The following is a 20174-nucleotide window of genomic DNA, read 5'->3' as shown; positions in this document are numbered from 1 at the left end:
GTGCAAGCGCCTTGGTATAGAGGCCTTGGCGCTTAACCTCATCGAATTTCGCTACATCCGTAGTTCACAGGAATCCTGGCGGCAGCTTATGTCGGCACTTGAAAGCATGTCGTGGAAAGTTTCATATCCACCGACACTCGACTTTGGTCAGCAACATACGCACGAACAGTTGTTCAACTCCATGAAGACCACCATGTCTCGGCACCCGGGTGGGCCGGTGTGGCTGTTTGCCTATGGCTCGTTGATCTGGCGCCCCGAGTGCAATTCGGTGGAGCGCCAGCGCGCACGCGTACATGGTTATCACCGGGGGCTCTACTTGTGGTCGCATGAGCATCGCGGCACCCCGGAAACCCCCGGGCTGGTATTCGGCCTGGACCGTGGCGGGTCCTGCAGTGGCTTTGCCTACCGGCTGGATGAAAGCAACCTGGACGACTCGCTCATGGCCCTGTGGCAACGTGAGATGCCTTACCCGGCCTATCGGCCGCATTGGCTCAACTGCCGGCTGGGCGATGGCACCAAGGTGCAGGCGCTGGGCTTTGTGCTGGAGCGGCATTTACCCTGCTATGCCGGCGATCTGCCGGATACCTTGCTCAGCCATATCCTGGCCAGCGCCAAAGGGCGCTACGGCACCACCCGCGACTATGTCGAACAGACCTTGCAGGCCCTGCGCAGCCACCAGATGCCTGATCGCAACCTGGAGGCGCGGTTCCGCCGTTGCCATAACCCGCGAGAGGTTTGATCAGCCTGTGCCGGCTTTTTCGCGGGCACGCCCGCGAAGAGGCCGGAACTGCAGATGAAGATCTAAAGCCTTACCTGGCCAGCACCACCAACTTACCCACAGCCTGCCGCTGCCCCAGTTTCTCAATGGCAGCCCCGGCCTTGGCCAGTGGATAAGTCTGCGACACCAGCGGTTTCAACTTGCCTTGGGCATGCCAGGCAAACAGCTGCTGGAAGTTGGCCGCATTGTCCTGCGGCTGGCGCTGGGCAAACGCACCCCAGAACACCCCAAGCACCGCCGCGCCTTTGAGCAGCACCAGGTTGGCTGCCAGCTGTGGAATGGTGCCACTGGCGAACCCCACCACCAGCAACCGGCCATTCCAGGCCAGCCCGCGTACCGCCTGCTCGAACAGCTCGCCACCGACCGGGTCGTAGATCACGTCCACCCCCTGGCCGTTGGTCAGGCGCTTGATTTCCTCGCGCAGGCTGGCCTGGCTGTAGTCGATCAGTTCATCTGCCCCGGCTGCCTTGGCCACCGCCAGTTTGTCGGCACTGCTGGCGGCCGCGATTACCCGTGCCCCCATGGCCTTGCCGATCTCCACCGCCGCCAGGCCGACGCCACCGGACGCACCCAGCACCAACAAGGTCTCACCCGCTTGCAATTGGCCACGCTGGCGCAGGGCATGCATCGAGGTGCCATAGGTCATGCCAAACGCCGCTGCCGTGGTGAAGTCCATGCTCGCCGGGATCGGCAGCACATTGTAGAACGGCACTGCCACCTGCTCGGCAAACGCCCCCCAGCCGGTCAGCGCCATGACCCGGTCACCGACCTTGAAGGCGCCGGCCTTTTCCCCGACCGCGGCTACCACACCGGCCGCCTCACCACCGGGGGAGAACGGCAGCGGTGGCTGAAACTGGTACTTGCCTTCGATGATCAGCGTGTCAGGAAAGTTGACCCCGGCCGCCTGCACGTCCAGCAGGATTTCGTTGTTCTTCGGCAGTGGGCTGGCGACTTCTTCCAGCACCAGGTTGCCCGCCGGGCCAAGGGTTTTGCACAACACAGCTTTCATTGGGGCTATTCCTTTGCGGGTCGTGGCCGATAAGTGTAGGAGGGCGGTGTACCGGGTCAACGAGCATGGCCCGCCCTGATGGGCAGGCATAAGCGGCGGCGTGAGCCTGGGCTTGGGTTTGCGCGCAGCGCTGGGTAAGCTGGCGCCAATTGGAATGAGGAGCGAATTCGTGAAAGCGTGGATCTTGATGGTACTGGCGCTGTTGCTGCCAACTGCGGCCATGGCCGAAGAAGCCAAGGAGGGTGCCCCCAAGGTTGCCTACATCACCCTGAGCCCGCCTTTTGTCGGCAACTATGCCCTGGATGGCGGCCCCCGCCTGCGGGTGTACAAGGCCGATGTGGCCCTGCGTGTGACCGGTGATGAAGCCGCCAAGGCCGTTCAGCACCACGAACCGCTGATCCGTAACCAGCTGGTGGCGCTGTTCACCCAACAGACTGTCGACAGCATGAGCAATGTCGAGGCCAAGGAGCACCTGCGCCAGGAGGCACTGAAACAGGTGCAGCAGGTGATGGAAGCCGAAGAGGGCAAGCCGATCGTTGAGGACCTGCTGTTCAACAATCTGATCGTGCAGTAAACGGCGCCGCTGGCGCGCGGTTTCAGCGCAACGCGACAATCACCGCCCATTGCTCGGCGGTTACCGGCATGACCGACAGGCGGCTGCCCTTCTGCACCAGCGGCAGTTCGGCCAGGCCGGCCTGCTGCTTCAGCTGGCCCAGCTCCAGTACCCGTGGCAGGGTTTGCACATGCGCCACATCCACTGCGCTCCACGGGTTCTTCTCGGCTGTGGCCTTGGCATCATGGTATGGGCTTTGCGGGTCCAGGGCAGTCGGGTCGGGGTAAGCCGCACGAATGATTTCGCCAATACCGGCGATGCCAGGCTGCGGGCAGCTGGAATGGTAGAAAAAGAACCTGTCACCCTCGCTCATGGCCCGCAGGAAATTACGCGCCTGGTAATTGCGCACGCCGTCCCAGCGCGCTTCGCCCAGGCGCCCCAGCGCTTCGATGGAGAGTTCGTCGGGCTCGGATTTCATCAGCCAGTAGGCCATGCGTGTCGCTCCTGAAAAGGTTTGTAATAACCTGTTGCACGAAACCGACAGCCGGTTGGCGTCAAGGTTTGCTTGCAGACGCAGGTTGTCGGAAAATGCGCCCCGTTTAATGCGCGATGCTCCGGCGGCACTCAGAAAGCCGCCGAGCCTGAACAGTTTGCCTTGGGGGGCAATCTTCCATGTATCAACGTAAAAAACCGGATCTGCTGTGGGTCCTGGTGTTTATTTTTGGCCTGGGTGTGGTCACTACCGGTTATGCGCAAGGGCTATGGGAGCGCAAGCTGGACAACGCCTACCAAACGTCGGCAGACGCCAGCCAGCCACAACGTTGATGCCCCCTGCTGGCGCCGATTACCGCGGCGCCAGGTACCAGCCACGGTCCGAGACCGTGCCCTGCAACGGTACGTCCCAACTGGCCTGCGCCAGCCGCTCGACCTTCTGGCACTCATGCGCCAAGCCCAGCAGCAACGGTTTTTTCCAGCTTTGCCGGCGCCCCTGGTAGGCCAGGCTGCGGTCATAGAAGCCGCCACCCATGCCCAGGCGCCCGCCCACCTCATCAAAGCCCACCAGCGGTAACAGAATCAGGTCCAGTGCCCAGATGGGCCGTTGGCGTTTGCGCTCGATAACCGGTTCGGGGATACGGAAACGGTTGGGTCGCAGTTTTTCCCCTGGCTCGAAACGCTGGAACACCATGCGCGTGCGCGGCCAGGCATGCAGTACCGGCAGGTAGGTGCGCTTGCCGCGGCGCTGGGCTTCACGCAATAACAGGCGCGGGTCTATTTCGCCGTCGTTGGGCAGGTACAGGGCAATGTGCCTGGCACGGCGGAACAGGGGGTGCTGGGCCAGTTGCCGGTACAGCCCACGGGCCGCCTGGCGTTGCTGGGCGGGGGTGAGGGCGCGACGGGCATTGCGCAGCAAACGGCGAAGCTGAGGGCGGGTAAGCGGCGCGGTGTCGGTCATGGCACAGGCGATCCCAGGCGTGCTGGCCGCCAGACGCGGCACAAACGAATTGCCCGCCACAGGGGGCGGGCAAGGAATTCAGGCTCCCCGATAAGACCGCTATCGGTGTAGCCCTTGAACCCGAAAGTTCAAGGTGGAGATTGCAGGGGGCGTTAAGGCTTTCCGTCGGGCGGACATGCACACCGGCCCCAGCGTGCAACCCCCGTGGTTGTGCGTATCGGCTCAGGGACATAACCGACTGGCGCATCCCCCAGGGAGTGGCGCCAGTATACCAATCTCAGCCGATTTTGGTATCCGTGTCGTCGGACAAAGCCTTGTCCACCCGATCCAGCAGGTCGCGCACCTGTTCGCGGTTGGTGCCGCTGACGGGCGCCGCGCTGCGGTCTTCCTGGCGGTGCAGCATCTCGTGGGTGATGTTCAACGCGGCCATGACGGCAATGCGGTCGGCGCCGATCACCTTGCCGCTGCTGCGGATCTCGCGCATCTTGCTGTCCAGGTAGCGGGCTGCGCTGACCAGGTTGTTGCGCTCTTCCGGCGGGCAGATGATCGAGTAGTCCTTGTCGAGGATCTGCACGGTGACGCTATTGCTTGAACTCATGAGTCTTGCTCCAGAGCCTTGAGGCGTAAAATCATCGACTCGACCTTGCGCTTGGCTATCTCGTTTTTTTCGATGAGGTGGGCGCGCTCTTCGCGCCAGGACTTTTCCTGAGCTACTAGGAGTGCATTTTGCCGTTTTAGTTGCTCGACACGTTCGATCAGCAGCTCGAAACGGCTCATCAGTGCCTGCAGGTCGTTCTCTTGCGTGGGTTGCACTCGATTCGCTCCGTCGTTCGGTCACCTGGCGATGATGCCTCTCCCTGGGTGGCGACGGCCAGTGCCGATGGTCTTGGCGCGCCTGCCGGTGCTAGGATACAAGGCCTCATTCTAGTCATTTGCGCCGTCTGGCGCCTAGCTGCCCATGCCCAATACCCAATCGCCCTACATCGCTTTCGCCATGCTGCTGTCCAGCAATGGCCACCCTGTCACCCCGGCCGAACTGCACGGCCTGCTGATTGGCCGCAGCTGCGCCGGTGCCGGCTTCGATGCCGACGGCTGGCTGGCCGACGCGGCCCAACTGCTGGAAACCGAGCCCGGTGACTCCGTGCGCAACGCCCTGGTTGGCCTGCAGGAAATGGTCAAGGGCGAGCTCACCAGCGACGACATGGCCATCGTTCTGCTGCTGCCTTCCGACGATGCCGCGCTGACCGACCGCGCCACCGCGCTGGGGCAGTGGTGCCAGGGCTTCATCACCGGCTTTGGCCTGAACGCCGGCGGCAAGGACTTGTCCGACGAGGCCAAGGAAGTGCTGCAGGACCTGGTGGCCATTTCCCAGGTGCAGGAAGCCCTCGAAGAATCCGAGGACGGCGAGAGCGACTACATGGAAGTCATGGAGTACCTGCGCGTTGCGCCGCTGCTGCTGTTCTCCGAGCTGGCCAAGCCTTCCGCACCCGCGCCCAAGCCATCGCTGCACTGATCAACCAGGGGTAGTCTGCCCATGAGCCACATTCCCAAGGCCGAGTATGCCCGGCGGCGCAAGGCGCTGATGGCGCAGATGGTCCCCAACAGCATCGCCATCCTGCCCGCCGCCGCGGTTGCCATCCGCAACCGCGACGTCGAGCACGTGTACCGCCAGGACAGCGACTTCCAGTACCTCAGCGGCTTCCCCGAGCCAGAGGCGGTCATTGCCCTGATCCCCGGGCGTGAGCACGGTGAGTACGTGTTGTTCTGCCGTGAGCGCAACCCCGAGCGGGAGCTGTGGGATGGCTTGCGCGCCGGCCAGGAAGGCGCGGTGAGTGATTTTGGCGCCGACGATGCATTCCCCATCGCTGACATCGACGAAATCCTGCCTGGCCTGATCGAAGGCCGCGAGCGGGTGTACAGCGCCATGGGCAGCAACCCTGAATTCGACCGCCGGTTGATGGACTGGATCAACGTGATCCGCTCCAAGGCCCGGCTGGGCGCCCAGCCACCGAACGAGTTCGTTGCGCTGGATCATCTGCTGCATGACATGCGCCTGTATAAATCTGCAGCGGAAGTGAAGGTCATGCGCGCGGCTGCAGACATTTCTGCGCGTGCCCATGTGCGGGCCATGCAGGCCTGCCGGGCCGGGTTGTACGAATACAGCCTGGAAGCCGAGCTGGACTACGAGTTCCGCAAGGGCGGGGCGAAGATGCCGGCCTACGGCTCCATCGTTGCCGCTGGGCGCAATGGCTGCATCCTGCACTACCAGCAGAATGACGCACCGCTCAGGGAGGGCGACCTGGTGCTGATCGACGCCGGCTGCGAAATCGACTGCTACGCCAGTGACATCACCCGCACCTTCCCGGTCAGCGGGCGCTTCTCACCCGAGCAGAAGGCTATCTACGAGCTGGTGCTCAAGGCGCAGGCGGCCGCGTTCGCCGAAATCGCCCCCGGCAAGCACTGGAACCATGCCCATGAGGCGACCGTGCGGGTCATCACCACCGGGCTGGTGGAACTGGGCCTGCTGGAAGGCGATGTGCAGGCGCTGATCGACAGCGAAGCCTACCGCGCCTTCTACATGCACCGCGCCGGCCACTGGCTGGGCATGGATGTACACGATGTGGGCGAGTACAAGGTGGGCGGTGAATGGCGGGTGCTGGAACCGGGTATGGCGCTGACCGTCGAACCGGGTATCTACATTGGTGCCGACAATCAGGCCGTTGCCAAGAAGTGGCGCGGCATTGGCGTAAGGATCGAGGACGACGTGGTGGTGACCAGGCAAGGTTGTGAAATCCTCACTTCGGGCGTGCCACGCACGGTCGCCGAGATCGAGGCGCTGATGCAGGCTGCACGCAAGGATGCCGCATGAACCGGGTAAACCTGGCAATCATTGGTGGCGGCCTGGTGGGTGCCAGCCTGGCGTTGGCCTTGCAGGCCGGGGCCAAGGCCAGAGGCTGGAAGATCCTGCTGATCGAGCCGTTCGCCCCTGGCGACAGTTACCAGCCCAGCTACGATGCCCGCTCTTCGGCGTTATCGTTCGGCACCCAGCAGATCTATCAGCAACTGGGCCTGTGGCAGGCCATTGGCCAGCGCGCCGAGCCGATCCGGCAGATTCACGTCTCCGACCGTGGCCGCTTTGGCGCCACCCGCCTGGATGCCCAGGAAGAAGGCGTGCCGGCGCTGGGTTACGTGGTGGAGAACGCCTGGCTGGGCCAGTGCCTGTGGCAAGGCCTGGACCGCGAGGTGGTCAGCTGGCGCTGCCCGGCAGAAGTGACCGCGCTGCAGGCGGTCGACGGTGGCTACCAGCTGCGCTTGAACGACGACACCCAGCTGCAATGCGACCTGGCAGTGCTGGCCGATGGCGGCCGTTCTGGTTTGCGCGAGCAACTGGGCATCCAGGTGCGCCATACGCCCTACCAGCAAAGCGCCCTGATCGCCAACATCAGCCCAGGCGAGGCCCATGGCGGCCAGGCCTTCGAGCGCTTTACCGAAGACGGCCCCATGGCCCTGCTGCCATTGCCGGATAACCGCTGCGCGCTGGTATGGACCCGCCAGGGCATGGACGCAAAACGCCTGGCCGCCATCGACGAGCGCAGTTTCCTGCGCGAGTTGCAGGGGGTGTTCGGCTACCGGCTGGGCGCGCTGCGCCAGGTGGGTGCACGGCATCTGTACCCGCTGTCGTTGATCGAAGCCCAGGAGCAGGTGCGGCCACAGTTGGTGGTGCTGGGCAACGCTGCGCACAGCTTGCACCCGATTGCCGGGCAGGGGTTCAACTTGTCGTTGCGTGACGTGCAGGCGTTGGCCGAGGCGCTGCTTGCCGGCCCGCAGCGCCCGGGCGACCTGGCCACGCTGCAGGCCTATCACCAGCGCCAGCGCCTGGACCAGGCCATGACCATCGGCTTCTCCGACCAGGTCACCCGCCTGTTCGGCAGCCAGCAGCCGTTGCTGGCCGCCGGGCGCAACCTGGGCCTGCTCGGGCTCGACCTGCTGCCACCGGCCAAAAGCTGGTTCGCTCGCCAGGCCATGGGCCTGGGCACCCGCCCCGACCGGCAGGGCCAGGCATGAGCAACCCACGTAAACGCGCGCGCCGGGCGCGCATGCTGCGCTGGCTGTTGAACCTTTACCCGCCTTACCTGGGGGCAGGTATCCGCGTGCAGCACATCAGCCCGGACCTGCGCAGCGTGAAGGTGGCGATGAAGCTGACGCGCTGGAACCGCAATTACGTCGGTACCCAGTTTGGCGGCAGCCTGTATGCCATGGTCGACCCGTTCTACATGCTGTTGCTGATCGAGCAGCTGGGGCGCGACTACATTGTCTGGGACAAGGCCGCCAGCATCGATTTCATCGCGCCGGGCAAAGGCCCGGTGTTTGCCGAATTCCACGTCGATGACGCGCTGCTGGACGACATTCGCCAGCAGACCGCTACCGGCAAGAAGTGCCTGCCGCGTGTGCAGGTCGATATCCGCGATGGCGCCGGCGAACTGGTGGCGCGGGTCGATAAAACCCTATATGTGCGGCTCAAGCCGCAAGCGAGGCTGGCGTAGGCATGGAAATGCGCGCAGATCTGTTGATTGTCGGTGCCGGTATGGTCGGCAGCGCCCTGGCCCTGGCGTTACGCCACAGTGGCTTGCAAATCCTCTTGCTCGACGGCGGCCCGCTGACGGTCAAGCCGTTCGATGCCCAGGCGCCGTTCGAACCGCGTGTCAGCGCTTTGTCGGCCGCCAGCCAGCGCATTCTCGAACGCCTCGGTGCCTGGGAGGGCATTGCCCAGCGGCGTGCCACGCCGTATTCCGACATGCATGTGTGGGACGGCAGCGGCACCGGGCAGATCCACTTTTCGGCCGCCAGCGTGCACGCCCAGGTGCTCGGCCATATCGTCGAGAACCGGGTGGTGCAGGACAGCCTGCTGGAGCGCCTGCACGACAGCGATGTCGGCCTGCTGGCCAACGCGCGGCTGGAACAACTGCGCCGCTCTGGCGATGACTGGCTGCTGACCCTGGCCGATGGCCGGCGCCTGCGCGCGCCGTTGGTGGTCGCGGCCGATGGCGCCCATTCGGCCGTGCGGCGGCTGGCCGGTTGCGACACCCGCGAATGGGATTACCTGCACCACGCCATCGTGACCAGCGTGCGTTGCAGCGCCGGGCACCAGGCCACAGCCTGGCAGCGCTTCACCGATGAGGGGCCGCTGGCCTTCCTGCCGTTGACCCGAGGTGGCCAGCAAGACTGGTGCTCGATCGTCTGGTCGACCACGCCGGAGCAGGCCGAGCGGTTGATGGCGCTGGATGACGCTGCCTTCGTGCAGGCCCTGGAGCGGGCCTTCGAGGGGCGCCTGGGGAGCGTGTTGCAGGCCGACCCACGGGTGTGTGTACCGCTGCGTCAGCGCCACGCCAAGCGCTACGTGGAGCACGGCCTGGCGTTGGTGGGTGATGCGGCCCACACCATCCACCCCTTGGCCGGGCAGGGCGTCAACCTGGGGTTTCTGGATGCGGCGGTACTGGCCGACGTACTGGGCAAGGCCTGCGAGCGTGGCGAACGGCTGGCGGATGTGAAGGTACTGAGCCGTTACGAGCGCCGGCGCATGCCGCATAACCTGGCGCTGATGGCGGCGATGGAAGGGTTCGAGCGGTTGTTCCAGGCCAACCCGCTGCCGTTGCGCTGGTTGCGCAACAGTGGGCTGAAGCTGGTGCAGCAGATGCCCGAAGCCAAGGCGATGTTCGTGCGCCAGGCGTTGGGGCTGTCCGGGGATTTGCCGGAATTGGCCAGGGCTTGAGATGGCCGGGGCCGCTTTGCGGCCCCTCTGCAACATCCGGTAACGGCTCAAAGGATGAGCAAGAAAATGGGATTCACTACCATTTGCGCCTCTCATACCTTCCGAGGAGCGCTTTCCATGTTGCCACGCAAGCCCCTACTGGCCGCCCTGGCCCTGACTTTGTTCGGCGGCACCGCCCAGGCAGCGGAAGAAGTGGTGGTGTACTCCTCGCGCATCGATGAGCTGATCAAGCCGGTGTTCGATGCCTATACCGCCAAAACCGGCGTCAAGATCAAGTTCATCACCGACAAGGAAGCGCCGCTGATGCAGCGCATCAAGGCCGAGGGCGACAATGGCGTGGCCGACCTGCTGTTGACCGTCGATGCCGGCAACCTGTGGCAGGCCGAGCAAATGGGCATCCTGCAGCCGATCAAGTCCGCCACCATCGACCAGAACATTCCGCCGCAGTACCGCGCCTCGTCCCATGACTGGACCGGCCTCAGCTTGCGCGCGCGCACCATCGTCTACTCCAGCGAGCGGGTCAAACCGGCAGAGTTGAGCACCTACGAGGCCCTGGCCGACAAGCAATGGGAAGGCCGCCTGTGCCTGCGCACGGCGAAAAAGGTCTACAACCAGTCGCTGACCGCCACCCTGATCGAAACCCATGGCGAGGCGAAGACCGAGCAAATCGTCAAAGGCTGGGTCAACAACCTGTCCACCGATGTGTTCTCCGACGACAACGCGGTGATTCAGGCCATCGAGGCCGGCCAGTGCGACGTGGGCATCGTCAACACCTACTACTACGGCCGCCTGCACAAGCAGAACCCGCAGTTGCCGGTGAAGCTCTTCTGGCCCAACCAGGGCGACCGTGGCGTGCACGTGAACCTGTCGGGCATTGGCCTGACCAAACATGCACCGCACCCCGAGGCAGCGACCAAGCTGGTGGAATGGATGACGGGTGAAGAAGCGCAGAAACTGTTCGCCGACATCAACCAGGAATTCCCGGCCAACCCGAAGGTCAGGCCATCGGAAGAAGTGGCGGCGTGGGGCAGCTTCAAGGCTGACAGCATTCCGGTGGAAATTGCCGGCAAACGCCAGGCTGAAGCCATCCGTCTGATGGATCGGGCTGGCTGGAATTAAGCGCCGGGCTTTATCCTCTCGGGGCCTGAAAGGGCCTCTTCGCGGGCTCGCCCGCTCCCACAGGATCTGCACTGCCCTTGAGATATGGGCAGTCCCTGTGGGAGCGGGCGAGCCCGCGAACGACCGCAAAGCGGTCGCAAACCAGCCATAGAGACATTCACCTTGTCCCACACCCCCCAACGCCGCTGGTACTTGCCGGTATCGCTGATCGCTGCCCTGGTGCTCCTGCCCCTCAGCGTGCTGCTGCTGTCGTGGCAATCCATAGACGTGCAGATCTGGTCGCACCTGCTCGATACCCAGATGACTCGCCTGCTGGGCAATACCCTGACGCTGGTGGTGGGTGTGGGCATCGGCGTCACCGTGCTGGGCGTCAGCCTGGCCTGGCTCACCAGCCTCTGTGAGTTCCCCGGCCGGCGCTGGCTGGACTGGGCGCTGATGTTGCCGTTCGCCATACCCGCCTATGTGCTGGCTTTCGTGTTCGTCGGCCTGCTGGACTTCGCGGGCCCGGTGCAGACCGTACTGCGCGAGGTATTCGGCCCCATGCGCCTGCCCCGGGTGCGCTCTACCGGCGGGGTCATCATCGTGCTGGTGCTGGTGTTCTACCCCTATGTCTACCTGCTGGCGCGCACGGCGTTCCTGGCACAGGGCAAAGGCTTGATGGAGGCCGCGCGGGTGCTTGGGTTATCACCCTTGCAGGCCTTCTGGCGGGTGGCGTTGCCGATGGCGCGGCCGGCGATCGGCGCCGGTGTCGCCCTGGCGCTGATGGAAACCTTGGCCGATTTCGGTGCGGTGGCGGTGTTCAATTTCGACACCTTCACCACGGCCATCTACAAGACCTGGTACGGGTTTTTCAGCCTGTCCAGCGCAGCCCAGCTGGCCAGCCTGTTGCTGCTGGCGGTGATGCTGGTGCTGTACGGCGAGCGCCGCGCCCGCGGCGCCAGCCGCAGTGGCAACGAGCGGCCACGCGGGCAGGCGCTGTACCGCTTGCGCGGGCTGAAGGCGTTGCTGGCCAGCGGCTGGTGCCTGCTGGTGTTCGCCTGCGCCTTCGTCATCCCGCTGCTGCAACTGCTGGCGTGGTTCTGGCAGCGCGGGCGGCATGACCTGGACGAGCGCTATGTCGGCCTGGTGTCGCACACCTTGTACCTGGGCGCCATGGCCGCGCTGCTCACCGTGAGCGCAGCATTGCTGCTGGCCTTCGCCCGGCGCCAGGCGCCGAGCGCCGGCATACGCGCCGGGGTCGGCCTGGCCAACCTGGGCTATGCCTTGCCCGGTTCGGTGTTGGCGGTGTCGATCATGCTGGCCTTCAGTTACCTGGACAACCAGCTGGTCATCCCGTTGTCCGGCTGGTTGGGCGGGGCCGGCAAACCGTTGCTGCTGGGCAGCCTGTCGGCCTTGCTGCTGGCTTACCTGGTGCGCTTTATCGCCGTGGCTTACGGGCCACTGGAAAGCAGCCTGGAGCGCATTCGGCCTTCTTTGCCCGAGGCTTCACGCAGCCTGGGTGTCGGCGGTGCCAGGTTGTTCCTCAAGGTCTACCTGCCGCTGTTGCTGCCTGGCGCCCTCAGCGCCGCCTTGTTGGTGTTTGTCGACGTACTCAAGGAAATGCCGGCCACCTTGCTGATGCGGCCGTTCGGCTGGGACACGCTTGCGGTGCGGGTTTTCGAGATGACCAGTGAAGGCGAATGGGCGCGAGCGTCGTTGCCCGCCCTGACGCTGGTGCTGGTGGGCCTGTTGCCGGTCATCGGCCTGATCCGCCGTTCGGCCCGTCGACCCGGCCACGGTCACTGAGGGTGCCAGCGCGCGGGCTTGCGGCTACAATGCGCGGCATTCGCGCGGCGGGTGTCAAACAACAAGAGCTGACGCGCAACGTCATCGACCGCCGCCGCTTCGCCACGCCCGGAAGGAGAAACCCATGGGACAGCGCACGCTTTTGTACGACCTGCACCTGGCGCTAGGCGCCAAAACGGTCGATTTCGGTGGCTGGGACATGCCCCTGCACTATGGCTCGCAGGTCGAGGAGCACCATCAGGTGCGCAGCGATTGCGGGGTGTTCGATGTTTCCCACATGACTGTGATCGATGTCGATGGCAGCGATGCCACCGCCTGGCTGCAGCGCCTGCTGGCCAACGATGTGGCCCGCCTCGACGACACCGGCAAAGCGTTATACAGCCCGCTGCTGCAGGCGCAGGGCGGAGTGATCGACGACCTGATCGTATACCGCACGGAAGATGGCTATCGCCTGGTCACCAACGCCGCCACCCGCGCCAAGGTGCTCGGCTGGCTGCAGCAGCAGCGTGACGGTTATGCCGTGGACTTCAAGGTCCGCCCCGACCTGGCCATCCTCGCCATCCAGGGCCCGCGTGCCCGAGAAAAGGTTGCGCCCCTGCTTAGCGCCGCGCGTGCCGCGCTGATCCGCGAACTGCGCCCGTTCGAAGGCTTTGCCGAAGGCGACTGGTTCATTGCCCGCACCGGGTATACCGGTGAAGACGGCCTCGAGATCATCTTCCCTGGCGACCAGGCCGTGGGCTTCTTCAACGACCTGGTGGGTGCTGGCATCGCCCCCAGCGGCCTTGGCGCCCGCGACACCCTGCGCCTGGAAGCCGGCATGAACCTGTACGGCCAGGACATTGACGAGCAGCACACCCCGCTTACCTCCAACCTGGGCTGGAGCATTGCCTGGGAGCCTGCCGAGCGTGACTTCATTGGCCGCGCTGCCCTGTTGGCGGAAATCGAGCACGGTGTGCAGGAAAAACTGGTCGGCCTGGTACTGGAAGAGCGCGGCGTGCTGCGCGCCCATCAGGTCGTGCGTGTCGCCGGTATTGGCGAAGGGGAGATCACCAGTGGTAGTTTCTCGCCTACGCTGAGCAAGTCCATTGCCTTGGCGCGCGTGCCCATGGCCACTGGTGACCGGGCCGAGGTGGAAATTCGCGGCAAGTGGTACCCGGTGCGGGTGGTCAAACCGACCTTCGTGCGCCACGGCAAGATCCTGATCTGAACCATTATTTACCGGCGGGCGTACCGCTGAGCCAATCGAGGAATTCAAGACATGAGCAATATCCCCGCCGAACTGCGTTTCGCCGAAAGCCACGAGTGGGCCCGCCTGGAAGCTGACGGCAGCGTTACCGTGGGCATCAGCGACTACGCCCAGGAGGCCTTGGGTGACGTAGTGTTCGTCGAACTTGCCGAAGTCGGCAAGGTATTCGCCGCGGGTGACGCTGCCGGCGTGGTCGAGTCGGTCAAGGCCGCTTCGGACATCTATGCCCCAGTGGGTGGCGAAGTGATCGCGGTGAACGAAGAGCTGGCTGACAGCCCGGAGCTGCTCAACGAAAAGCCTTACGAATCGTGGATCTTCAAGCTGAAGCCAAGCAACGATGCCGAGCTGGACAAGCTGCTGGATGCTGCCGGTTACAAGGCTGCGATCGGCGAATAAGACCGCGTCGCCTGCTTCGCGGCTAAAGCCGCTCCTACAGGTATTGCATGGCCCTGCGTCTTGCGCGACCCCTTGTAGGAGCGGCTTTAGCCGCGAAGAGGCCGGACCTGCAACCAACTTTCCCCGCACAACCGGCAATCCCTTCCTAGACTTGTAGTCTCCATGAGAGCTGTTCCAGGAAGAGAGCGTGGTCATGTCCCAGTCGCCGTCCCTGCATCAACTGCAAGAGCTCAACCCGTTCCTGCGTCGCCACCTGGGCCCGGATACCGCCGAGCAGCAGGCCATGCTCAACGCACTGGGCGTGGCGAGCCGCGCCGAGCTGATCGAGCAAACCGTTCCGCCAGGCATCCGCCTCAAGCGCCCCCTCGACCTGCCACCGGCCCTCGATGAGCAGGCGGCCTTGGCCAAGCTCGCGGGTTACGCCGCGCAAAACCAGATATGGACCAGCCTGATCGGCATGGGCTACCACGGCACCATCACCCCCACGGTCATCCTGCGCAACGTGCTGGAAAACCCCGGCTGGTACACCGCCTACACGCCTTACCAGCCTGAAATAGCCCAGGGCCGGCTGGAGGCGCTGCTGAACTACCAGCAGATGGTCATCGACCTGACCGGGCTGGCCCTGGCCAACGCCTCGCTGCTGGACGAGGCGACTGCCGCCGCCGAGGCCATGGCCCTGGCCAAGCGCGTGGCGCGCAGCAAGAGCAACGCATTCTTCGCGGATGAGCACTGCCACCCGCAAACCCTGTCAGTGCTCAAGACCCGCGCCGAAGGCTTCGGCTTCGAACTGATCATCGACTCTGTGGATAACCTGAACACGCATGCGGTATTCGGCGCCTTGCTGCAGTACCCCGATACCCACGGCGAGGTGCGCGACCTGCGCCCGCTGATCGAGCACTTGCATGGCCAGCACGCCCTGGCCTGCGTAGCTGCCGACCTGCTCAGCCTGGTACTGCTCACGCCGCCCGGCGAGCTGGGCGCCGATGTGGTGTTAGGTTCCAGCCAGCGCTTTGGTGTACCGATGGGTTACGGCGGGCCACATGCGGCGTATTTCGCCTGCCGCGACGATTACAAGCGGGCCATGCCTGGGCGCATCATCGGCGTGTCGCGTGATGCCCGTGGCAACACCGCGCTGCGCATGGCCCTGCAAACCCGCGAACAGCATATCCGCCGTGAAAAAGCCAACTCCAACATCTGCACGGCGCAGGTGCTGCTGGCCAACATCGCCGGCTTCTACGCGGTCTACCACGGCCCGCAAGGCCTTAAGCGCATTGCCCAGCGCGTGCACCGGCTGACGGTCATTCTGGCGGCCGGCCTTGCGGCCAAAGGCATCAAGCGCCTCAACCAGCACTTCTTCGACACCCTTACCCTCGACGTGGGTGGCGCACAGGCAGCCATCATCGAGAGCGCTGAAGCCGCACAGGTCAACCTGCGCATACTGGGCCGCGGCCACCTGGGCGTGAGCCTGGATGAAACCTGCAACGAGCAGACAGTGCTGCGCCTGTTGGACATTTTCGTGGGGGTTGACCACGGGCTGGACATCGCCGCGCTTGACCAGTCGGCCCTGGCCGAAGGCATTCCGCCCAGCCTGGTGCGGCATTCCCCGTTCCTTGCCCACCCGGTGTTCAACCTGCACCACAGCGAAACCGAGATGCTGCGCTACCTCAAGCAGTTGGAGAACAAGGACCTGGCGCTGAACCAGTCGATGATTGCGCTGGGCTCCTGCACCATGAAGCTCAATGCTACCAGCGAGATGATCCCGATCACCTGGCCTGCTTTCGCTCAGCTGCACCCGTTCGCCCCGGTGGGGCAGGCCGTCGGGTACAAGGCGATGATCGACGAGCTGGAAAGCTGGCTGTGCACCATTACCGGCTTCGATGCCATCTGCATGCAGCCCAACTCCGGGGCCCAGGGTGAGTACGCTGGCCTGATGGCGATTACCCGCTACCACCGCAGCCGCCAGCAGCCGCAGCGTACCTTGTGCCTGATCCCGTCGTCGGCACACGGCACCAACCCGGCGTCGGCACAGATGGCCGGCATGGAGGTGGTGATAGTCGATTGCGATCAGGGCGGCAACGTCGACCTGGCAGACCTCAAGGCCAAGGCCGGTGCAGCCGGTGAGCGCCTGTCGTGCCTGATGATCACCTACCCCTCAACCCACGGCGTGTACGAAGAGGGCATTCGCGAAATCTGTGACGTGGTGCACCAGCACGGCGGCCAGGTGTACATGGACGGCGCCAACCTCAATGCCCAGGTGGGGTTGGCGCGCCCTGCCGACATCGGTGCCGATGTGTCGCACATGAACCTGCACAAGACCTTCTGCATCCCCCACGGCGGTGGTGGTCCGGGCATGGGGCCGATCGGTGTTCGCGCTCATCTGCAACCCTTCGTCGCCAGCCACCCGGTGGTACCGGTCCCCGGCCTGGATCCGAACAACAGTGCGGTCAGCGCTGCGCCCTGGGGCAGCGCCAGCATTCTGCCGATCAGCTGGATGTACATTGCCATGATGGGCCCGCAACTGGCTGACGCCAGCGAGGTGGCGATCCTCTCTGCCAACTACCTGGCCAGCCAGCTGGCTGGGGCCTTCCCGGTGCTCTACCGCGGGCGTAACCAGCGCGTGGCGCATGAGTGCATACTCGACCTGCGGCCGTTGAAGGCGCTGACGGGCATCAGCGAGGAGGACGTGGCGAAGCGCCTGATGGACTACGGCTTCCATGCACCGACCATGTCGTTCCCGGTGCCGGGTACGCTGATGGTGGAACCGACCGAAAGTGAGTCCAAGGCCGAGCTGGACCGCTTTATCGAAGCGATGCTGGCAATTCGCGCGGAGATAGCGGACGTTCAGGATGGCAAGTGGCCGGCAGAGAACAGCCCGCTCAGGCATGCGCCGCATACCTTGGCCGATGTCTTGGGCATATGGGACAGGCCCTACAGCCTGGAGCAGGCGGTGGCACCGGCTGCGCATGTGCGCCAACACAAATACTGGCCGGCGGTTAACCGGGTCGACAACGTGTATGGGGACCGCAACCTGTTCTGTGCCTGTGTGCCGGTGGAGGCTTATCGCTGAAAGCGCAGGGTGACCGATTGGGCGCGCAGCGCGCGCCCCGGGGTTTTACTCGGCTACCGCATTCTTGGCCAGGATGGCATTGGCCAGCTCCATGTCCGAGGCCTGCAGCCCCGGGTTCTCGGCCCGTGCCTGGTGCATGGCGGCTTCCAGGAACGGCCCACGAATCGCACCTTCGCTGGCAACGAAGCTGCTGGCGTCGTCCTGCGCGGCGAGGACAAGCTTGTGGTCCCGCGACGTCAGGTAGGTCGAACCAGTCGTTGCCCCGGAAGAAATCACGTTACGCCAAAAGGTATCAGCCATGGCCGAGCCCATAGGCAGCGAGAGCAGGGCAGCGGCGGCAACGGCAGTTTTGAGACGCATGTTGAAACACCTCGAAGGGTGGGGGTTGAAGATGCGCCGTTGGATCTTTTCCAATGGGGCAAGTTCCTGAATGCCGGGGCTTTTCGTCAGCCGCACACGCGCAATACCTCATGCATGCAGGTCTGCCCAGTGATCACCTTGGCCTCGCCACAACGGCGAAGATCCACCAGGCCATCGGCCCGGGCCTGTTGCCGCAGAATGGTCAGGTCGGCATCCCGGCCGATCAGCGCGCGCAGCTGGTCGCTGGGCTCGAGCAGTTCAAATAAACCGGTGCGGCCATGAAAGCCGGTGCCTCGGCAGGTACGGCAGTGGGCGCAGGTATTCGCTTGGCAGTCCGGGCACAGGGTGCGTACCAGGCGCTGGGCCATGACGCCGACCAGCGTCGCCTTGATCAGGTAGTCGGCCACGCCCAGTTCCTGCAGGCGGGTGATGGCCGCGCAGGCATCGTTGGTGTGCAGGGTAGACAGCACCAAATGTCCGGTCAGGGCGGCCTGTACCGCCACCAGGGCCGTTTCGCGGTCGCGAATTTCGCCGATCATGATGATGTCCGGGTCCTGACGCAGCAGGGCGCGTACCCCGGCGGCAAAACCAAGGTCCAGGGCGGGCTGCACCTGCAACTGGTTGAACGCCGGCTCCAGGCGCTCGATGGGGTCTTCGATGGTGCACAGGTTGACCTGTGGCGTGGCCAATAGCTTGAGGCTGGTATACAGCGTGCTGGTCTTGCCGGAGCCGGTGGGGCCGGTCACCAGGATGATGCCCTGGCGCTTGGCCAACAGGCGCTGCCACTGGGCCAGTTGCTGGCCTTGCAGGCCGAGGCGGTCGAAGCCCTCGTGCAGTTGCTGCGGGTCGAACAGGCGCAGCACCAGCTTTTCGCCGTAGGCGGTTGGCAGGGTCGACAGCCGTAGCTCGACCTCACCGCCGCCGGGCAGGCGGCTGTGCAGGCGGCCGTCCTGTGGCCGGCGCTTTTGCGCCACATCCATGCGCCCCAGGTGCTTGAGGCGGCTGACCAGTGCCAAGGTCACGCCGGCAGGAAAGGCGTACACGTTATGCAGCAGGCCGTCGATGCGGTAGCGCAACTGGCCCTGATCGCGGCGGGGTTCCAGGTGAATGTCGCTGGCACGTTGTTCGATAGCGTACTGCAGCAACCAGTCGACGATGTGCACGATGTGCGCGTCGTCGGCGCTGGCTTCGGCCTGGCGCTTGCCCAGTTCCAGCAGTTGCTCGAGTTCGCCCAGGCCGGCGGCCTGCTGGTATTGCGCGCCTTTTACCGACTGGGCGAGGTGCTGGAATGACTGCCCTGCCTGGCGGATCTGCAACGGGCTGGCCAGCACCCGACGAATCGGCCGGCCCAGGCTGCGGGCCAGGTCGGCCTGCCAGTCGTTCTGGTAGGGATCGGCACTGGCGACGGTAACGCCGAGGGCGTCGGCTGCGACGATGAGGATGCCGTGGCGCTGGGCGAAGGCCGGCGCGATCAGGCCGCTGACTTGGGGCAGGTCGAGCTGCATGGGGTCGATGCGCAGGTAAGGCTGGCCGACCTTGCGGGCCAGCCATTGGCAAAGGTGCTCAAGGTCCAGCTGCTGGCCAGGCTGTTGGCGGTGTTCCAGGCTGCAGGCGGCGATCTGTTCGAGCGGATGGCAAGCGGGGTGGGCGGCGGCGTGATCGCGCACGTGCTGGGTGTCGTTGGCGTGCAGGTGCTGGTCGGCGACCAGGGCGGCGAGCACGTGTTCAAGGTCGAGGGTCATTGTGTGCGGGCTATGCATGCTGGGCGTCCGTGCCTGATCGGGAATGTGCCGGTCAGGCTAGCCGGGCGGGGCGCGGGCATCACGGGGGAAGGGTTTCGGGGTTTTACACGTACGGTGTAGAGGCATTCCGCGAGGCTATAGGCCAATGCCAGTCAGTTAAGTAATTTGGGGCCGCTTTGCGCCCCTTCGCGGGCACGCCCGCTCCCACAGGGGATCGCGCATTTCTTGAGTTCAGCGCCTAACGTGTGGGAGCGGGCGTGCCCGCGAAGGGCTGCAAAGCAGCCCCAGTAACGCTTAACTGACAGGCATTAGGCAGCCTTTATTCGCTATGATTTGACCATTTTGCTTGGCTACCGAATTGAGCAATTCGTCAGCACCCACTATGGAGAAACAGCAATGCATAGCGAGCTGGACGCCTACGATCGGCGCATTCTTGAACTGCTGCAAGAGGACGCTTCGCTTTCCAGCGCGCAGATTGCCGAGCGTGTGGGGCTGTCACAGTCACCGTGCTGGCGGCGTATCCAGCGTTTGAAGGAGGAGGGGGTGATTCGTGGGCAGGTGACCTTGCTCGACCGCAAGAAGATCGGCCTGAACACCCAGATATTCGCCGAGGTGAAGCTCAATGCCCACGGGCGCTCCAACTTCACCGAATTCACCGAGGCCATTCGCGGCTTCCCGGAGGTGCTGGAATGCTATGTGCTGATGGGCGCGGTGGATTTTTTGCTGCGCATCGTTACCTCGGATATCGAGGCCTATGAGCGGTTCTTCTTCGAAAAGCTGTCGAACGTGCCGGGGATTCAGGAAGTAAACTCGATTGTGGCGCTTTCAGAGATCAAGTCCACGACCAGCCTGCCGCTCAAGACCCGCTGACGTGGTTTCGTGTAGGAGCGGCCTTG

Annotated in this window: 21 protein-coding genes and 1 other RNA gene; 14 read left to right on the top strand and 8 right to left on the bottom strand. The window is 64.4% G+C overall.

What is annotated here, in order from left to right; all coding sequences use genetic code 11:
- The first annotated feature begins 88 nt into the window (after nucleotides 1–88).
- Nucleotides 89–739, top strand: a complete 651-nt coding sequence (locus APH30_RS05380; protein ID WP_009684148.1) for a gamma-glutamylcyclotransferase — start codon at nucleotides 89–91, stop codon at nucleotides 737–739.
- A gap of 70 nt (nucleotides 740–809) precedes the next feature.
- Here the strand turns inward: APH30_RS05380 and APH30_RS05375 are convergent, their stop codons facing one another.
- Nucleotides 810–1787 (bottom strand): NADPH:quinone oxidoreductase family protein, encoded by a 978-nt coding sequence (locus APH30_RS05375; RefSeq protein ID WP_054911888.1) that lies wholly within the window; start codon nucleotides 1785–1787, stop codon nucleotides 810–812.
- A 169-nt stretch (nucleotides 1788–1956) separates the two neighbouring features.
- Here APH30_RS05375 and APH30_RS05370 point away from each other — a divergent pair, with 169 nt between their 5' ends.
- The gene (locus APH30_RS05370; protein WP_009684146.1) at nucleotides 1957–2361 is read left to right on the top strand and encodes a flagellar basal body-associated protein FliL; all 405 of its coding nucleotides are present in this window, start codon (nucleotides 1957–1959) and stop codon (nucleotides 2359–2361) included.
- Between the two features lie 22 nt (nucleotides 2362–2383).
- Here APH30_RS05370 and APH30_RS05365 read toward each other — a convergent pair whose 3' ends face one another.
- Nucleotides 2384–2833, bottom strand: coding sequence for an EVE domain-containing protein (locus tag APH30_RS05365; RefSeq protein ID WP_009684145.1), 450 nt, complete (start codon nucleotides 2831–2833; stop codon nucleotides 2384–2386).
- Nucleotides 2834–3012: 179 nt separating this feature from the next.
- Here APH30_RS05365 and APH30_RS28995 point away from each other — a divergent pair, with 179 nt between their 5' ends.
- Nucleotides 3013–3165 carry a hypothetical protein gene (locus APH30_RS28995; RefSeq protein WP_009684144.1) on the top strand — a complete coding sequence of 51 codons (153 nt, stop codon included), beginning with the start codon at nucleotides 3013–3015 and terminating at the stop codon, nucleotides 3163–3165.
- Between the two features lie 19 nt (nucleotides 3166–3184).
- On the opposite strand, the gene APH30_RS05360 is transcribed toward APH30_RS28995, so the two are convergent.
- From APH30_RS05360 to APH30_RS05350, 4 genes are all read right to left on the bottom strand, one after another.
- Nucleotides 3185–3793 carry a 5-formyltetrahydrofolate cyclo-ligase gene (locus tag APH30_RS05360; protein WP_009684143.1) on the bottom strand — a complete coding sequence of 203 codons (609 nt, stop codon included), beginning with the start codon at nucleotides 3791–3793 and terminating at the stop codon, nucleotides 3185–3187.
- An 80-nt stretch (nucleotides 3794–3873) separates the two neighbouring features.
- Nucleotides 3874–4053: non-coding RNA, 6S RNA (gene ssrS / locus APH30_RS27540), on the bottom strand.
- A gap of 17 nt (nucleotides 4054–4070) precedes the next feature.
- Complete coding sequence (locus tag APH30_RS05355) at nucleotides 4071–4391, bottom strand: cell division protein ZapA (RefSeq protein WP_009684142.1); 321 nt, start codon at nucleotides 4389–4391, stop codon at nucleotides 4071–4073.
- The gene (locus tag APH30_RS05350; protein WP_029886233.1) at nucleotides 4388–4570 is read right to left on the bottom strand and encodes a TIGR02449 family protein; all 183 of its coding nucleotides are present in this window, start codon (nucleotides 4568–4570) and stop codon (nucleotides 4388–4390) included. The genes APH30_RS05355 and APH30_RS05350 overlap by 4 nt, the downstream gene beginning before the upstream one ends.
- Before the next feature lie 181 nt (nucleotides 4571–4751).
- Between APH30_RS05350 and APH30_RS05345 the strand changes: the two genes are divergently transcribed.
- The 10 genes from APH30_RS05345 to gcvP all read left to right on the top strand — a co-directional run bounded on the left by APH30_RS05345 (nucleotide 4752) and on the right by gcvP (nucleotide 17176).
- Nucleotides 4752–5306, top strand: a complete 555-nt coding sequence (locus APH30_RS05345) for a YecA family protein (protein ID WP_054911887.1) — start codon at nucleotides 4752–4754, stop codon at nucleotides 5304–5306.
- Between the two features lie 21 nt (nucleotides 5307–5327).
- Complete coding sequence (gene pepP / locus APH30_RS05340; protein WP_054911886.1) at nucleotides 5328–6662, top strand: Xaa-Pro aminopeptidase; 1335 nt, start codon at nucleotides 5328–5330, stop codon at nucleotides 6660–6662.
- On the top strand, nucleotides 6659–7858 hold the full coding sequence (ubiH, locus tag APH30_RS05335) for a 2-octaprenyl-6-methoxyphenyl hydroxylase (protein ID WP_054905399.1): 1200 nt from the start codon (nucleotides 6659–6661) through the stop codon (nucleotides 7856–7858). Before pepP ends, ubiH begins: the two co-directional genes overlap by 4 nt.
- Nucleotides 7855–8337 (top strand): DUF4442 domain-containing protein, encoded by a 483-nt coding sequence (locus tag APH30_RS05330; RefSeq protein WP_009684137.1) that lies wholly within the window; start codon nucleotides 7855–7857, stop codon nucleotides 8335–8337. Before ubiH ends, APH30_RS05330 begins: the two co-directional genes overlap by 4 nt.
- A gap of 8 nt (nucleotides 8338–8345) precedes the next feature.
- Nucleotides 8346–9563, top strand: a complete 1218-nt coding sequence (locus APH30_RS05325) for a 2-octaprenyl-3-methyl-6-methoxy-1,4-benzoquinol hydroxylase (protein WP_177333708.1) — start codon at nucleotides 8346–8348, stop codon at nucleotides 9561–9563.
- Between the two features lie 117 nt (nucleotides 9564–9680).
- The gene (locus APH30_RS05320) at nucleotides 9681–10682 is read left to right on the top strand and encodes an extracellular solute-binding protein (RefSeq protein WP_047150145.1); all 1002 of its coding nucleotides are present in this window, start codon (nucleotides 9681–9683) and stop codon (nucleotides 10680–10682) included.
- Between the two features lie 162 nt (nucleotides 10683–10844).
- Entirely contained in the window at nucleotides 10845–12467 is a 1623-nt protein-coding gene (locus APH30_RS05315; RefSeq protein WP_054911884.1) for an iron ABC transporter permease, read from the top strand.
- Between the two features lie 124 nt (nucleotides 12468–12591).
- Nucleotides 12592–13674 (top strand): glycine cleavage system aminomethyltransferase GcvT, encoded by a 1083-nt coding sequence (gene gcvT / locus APH30_RS05310; protein ID WP_054911883.1) that lies wholly within the window; start codon nucleotides 12592–12594, stop codon nucleotides 13672–13674.
- A gap of 51 nt (nucleotides 13675–13725) precedes the next feature.
- Complete coding sequence (gene gcvH / locus APH30_RS05305; protein WP_054911882.1) at nucleotides 13726–14109, top strand: glycine cleavage system protein GcvH; 384 nt, start codon at nucleotides 13726–13728, stop codon at nucleotides 14107–14109.
- 193 nt (nucleotides 14110–14302) lie between these two features.
- Entirely contained in the window at nucleotides 14303–17176 is a 2874-nt protein-coding gene (gene gcvP / locus APH30_RS05300) for an aminomethyl-transferring glycine dehydrogenase (RefSeq protein WP_054911881.1), read from the top strand.
- Between the two features lie 45 nt (nucleotides 17177–17221).
- Here gcvP and APH30_RS05295 read toward each other — a convergent pair whose 3' ends face one another.
- Nucleotides 17222–17536 carry a DUF2388 domain-containing protein gene (locus tag APH30_RS05295; RefSeq protein WP_009684128.1) on the bottom strand — a complete coding sequence of 105 codons (315 nt, stop codon included), beginning with the start codon at nucleotides 17534–17536 and terminating at the stop codon, nucleotides 17222–17224.
- An 86-nt stretch (nucleotides 17537–17622) separates the two neighbouring features.
- Complete coding sequence (locus APH30_RS05290; RefSeq protein WP_054911880.1) at nucleotides 17623–19296, bottom strand: GspE/PulE family protein; 1674 nt, start codon at nucleotides 19294–19296, stop codon at nucleotides 17623–17625.
- 378 nt (nucleotides 19297–19674) lie between these two features.
- Between APH30_RS05290 and APH30_RS05285 the strand changes: the two genes are divergently transcribed.
- Entirely contained in the window at nucleotides 19675–20148 is a 474-nt protein-coding gene (locus APH30_RS05285; RefSeq protein ID WP_054911879.1) for an Lrp/AsnC family transcriptional regulator, read from the top strand.
- Nucleotides 20149–20174: the final 26 nt, after the last annotated feature.

The organism is Pseudomonas sp. NBRC 111127, assembly GCF_001320345.1.
Taxonomy (GTDB): Bacteria; Pseudomonadota; Gammaproteobacteria; order Pseudomonadales; family Pseudomonadaceae; genus Aquipseudomonas; species Aquipseudomonas juntendi.
Note: the sequence above shows the minus strand (reverse complement) of the source record. Positions and strands in the feature narration are given on the sequence as shown.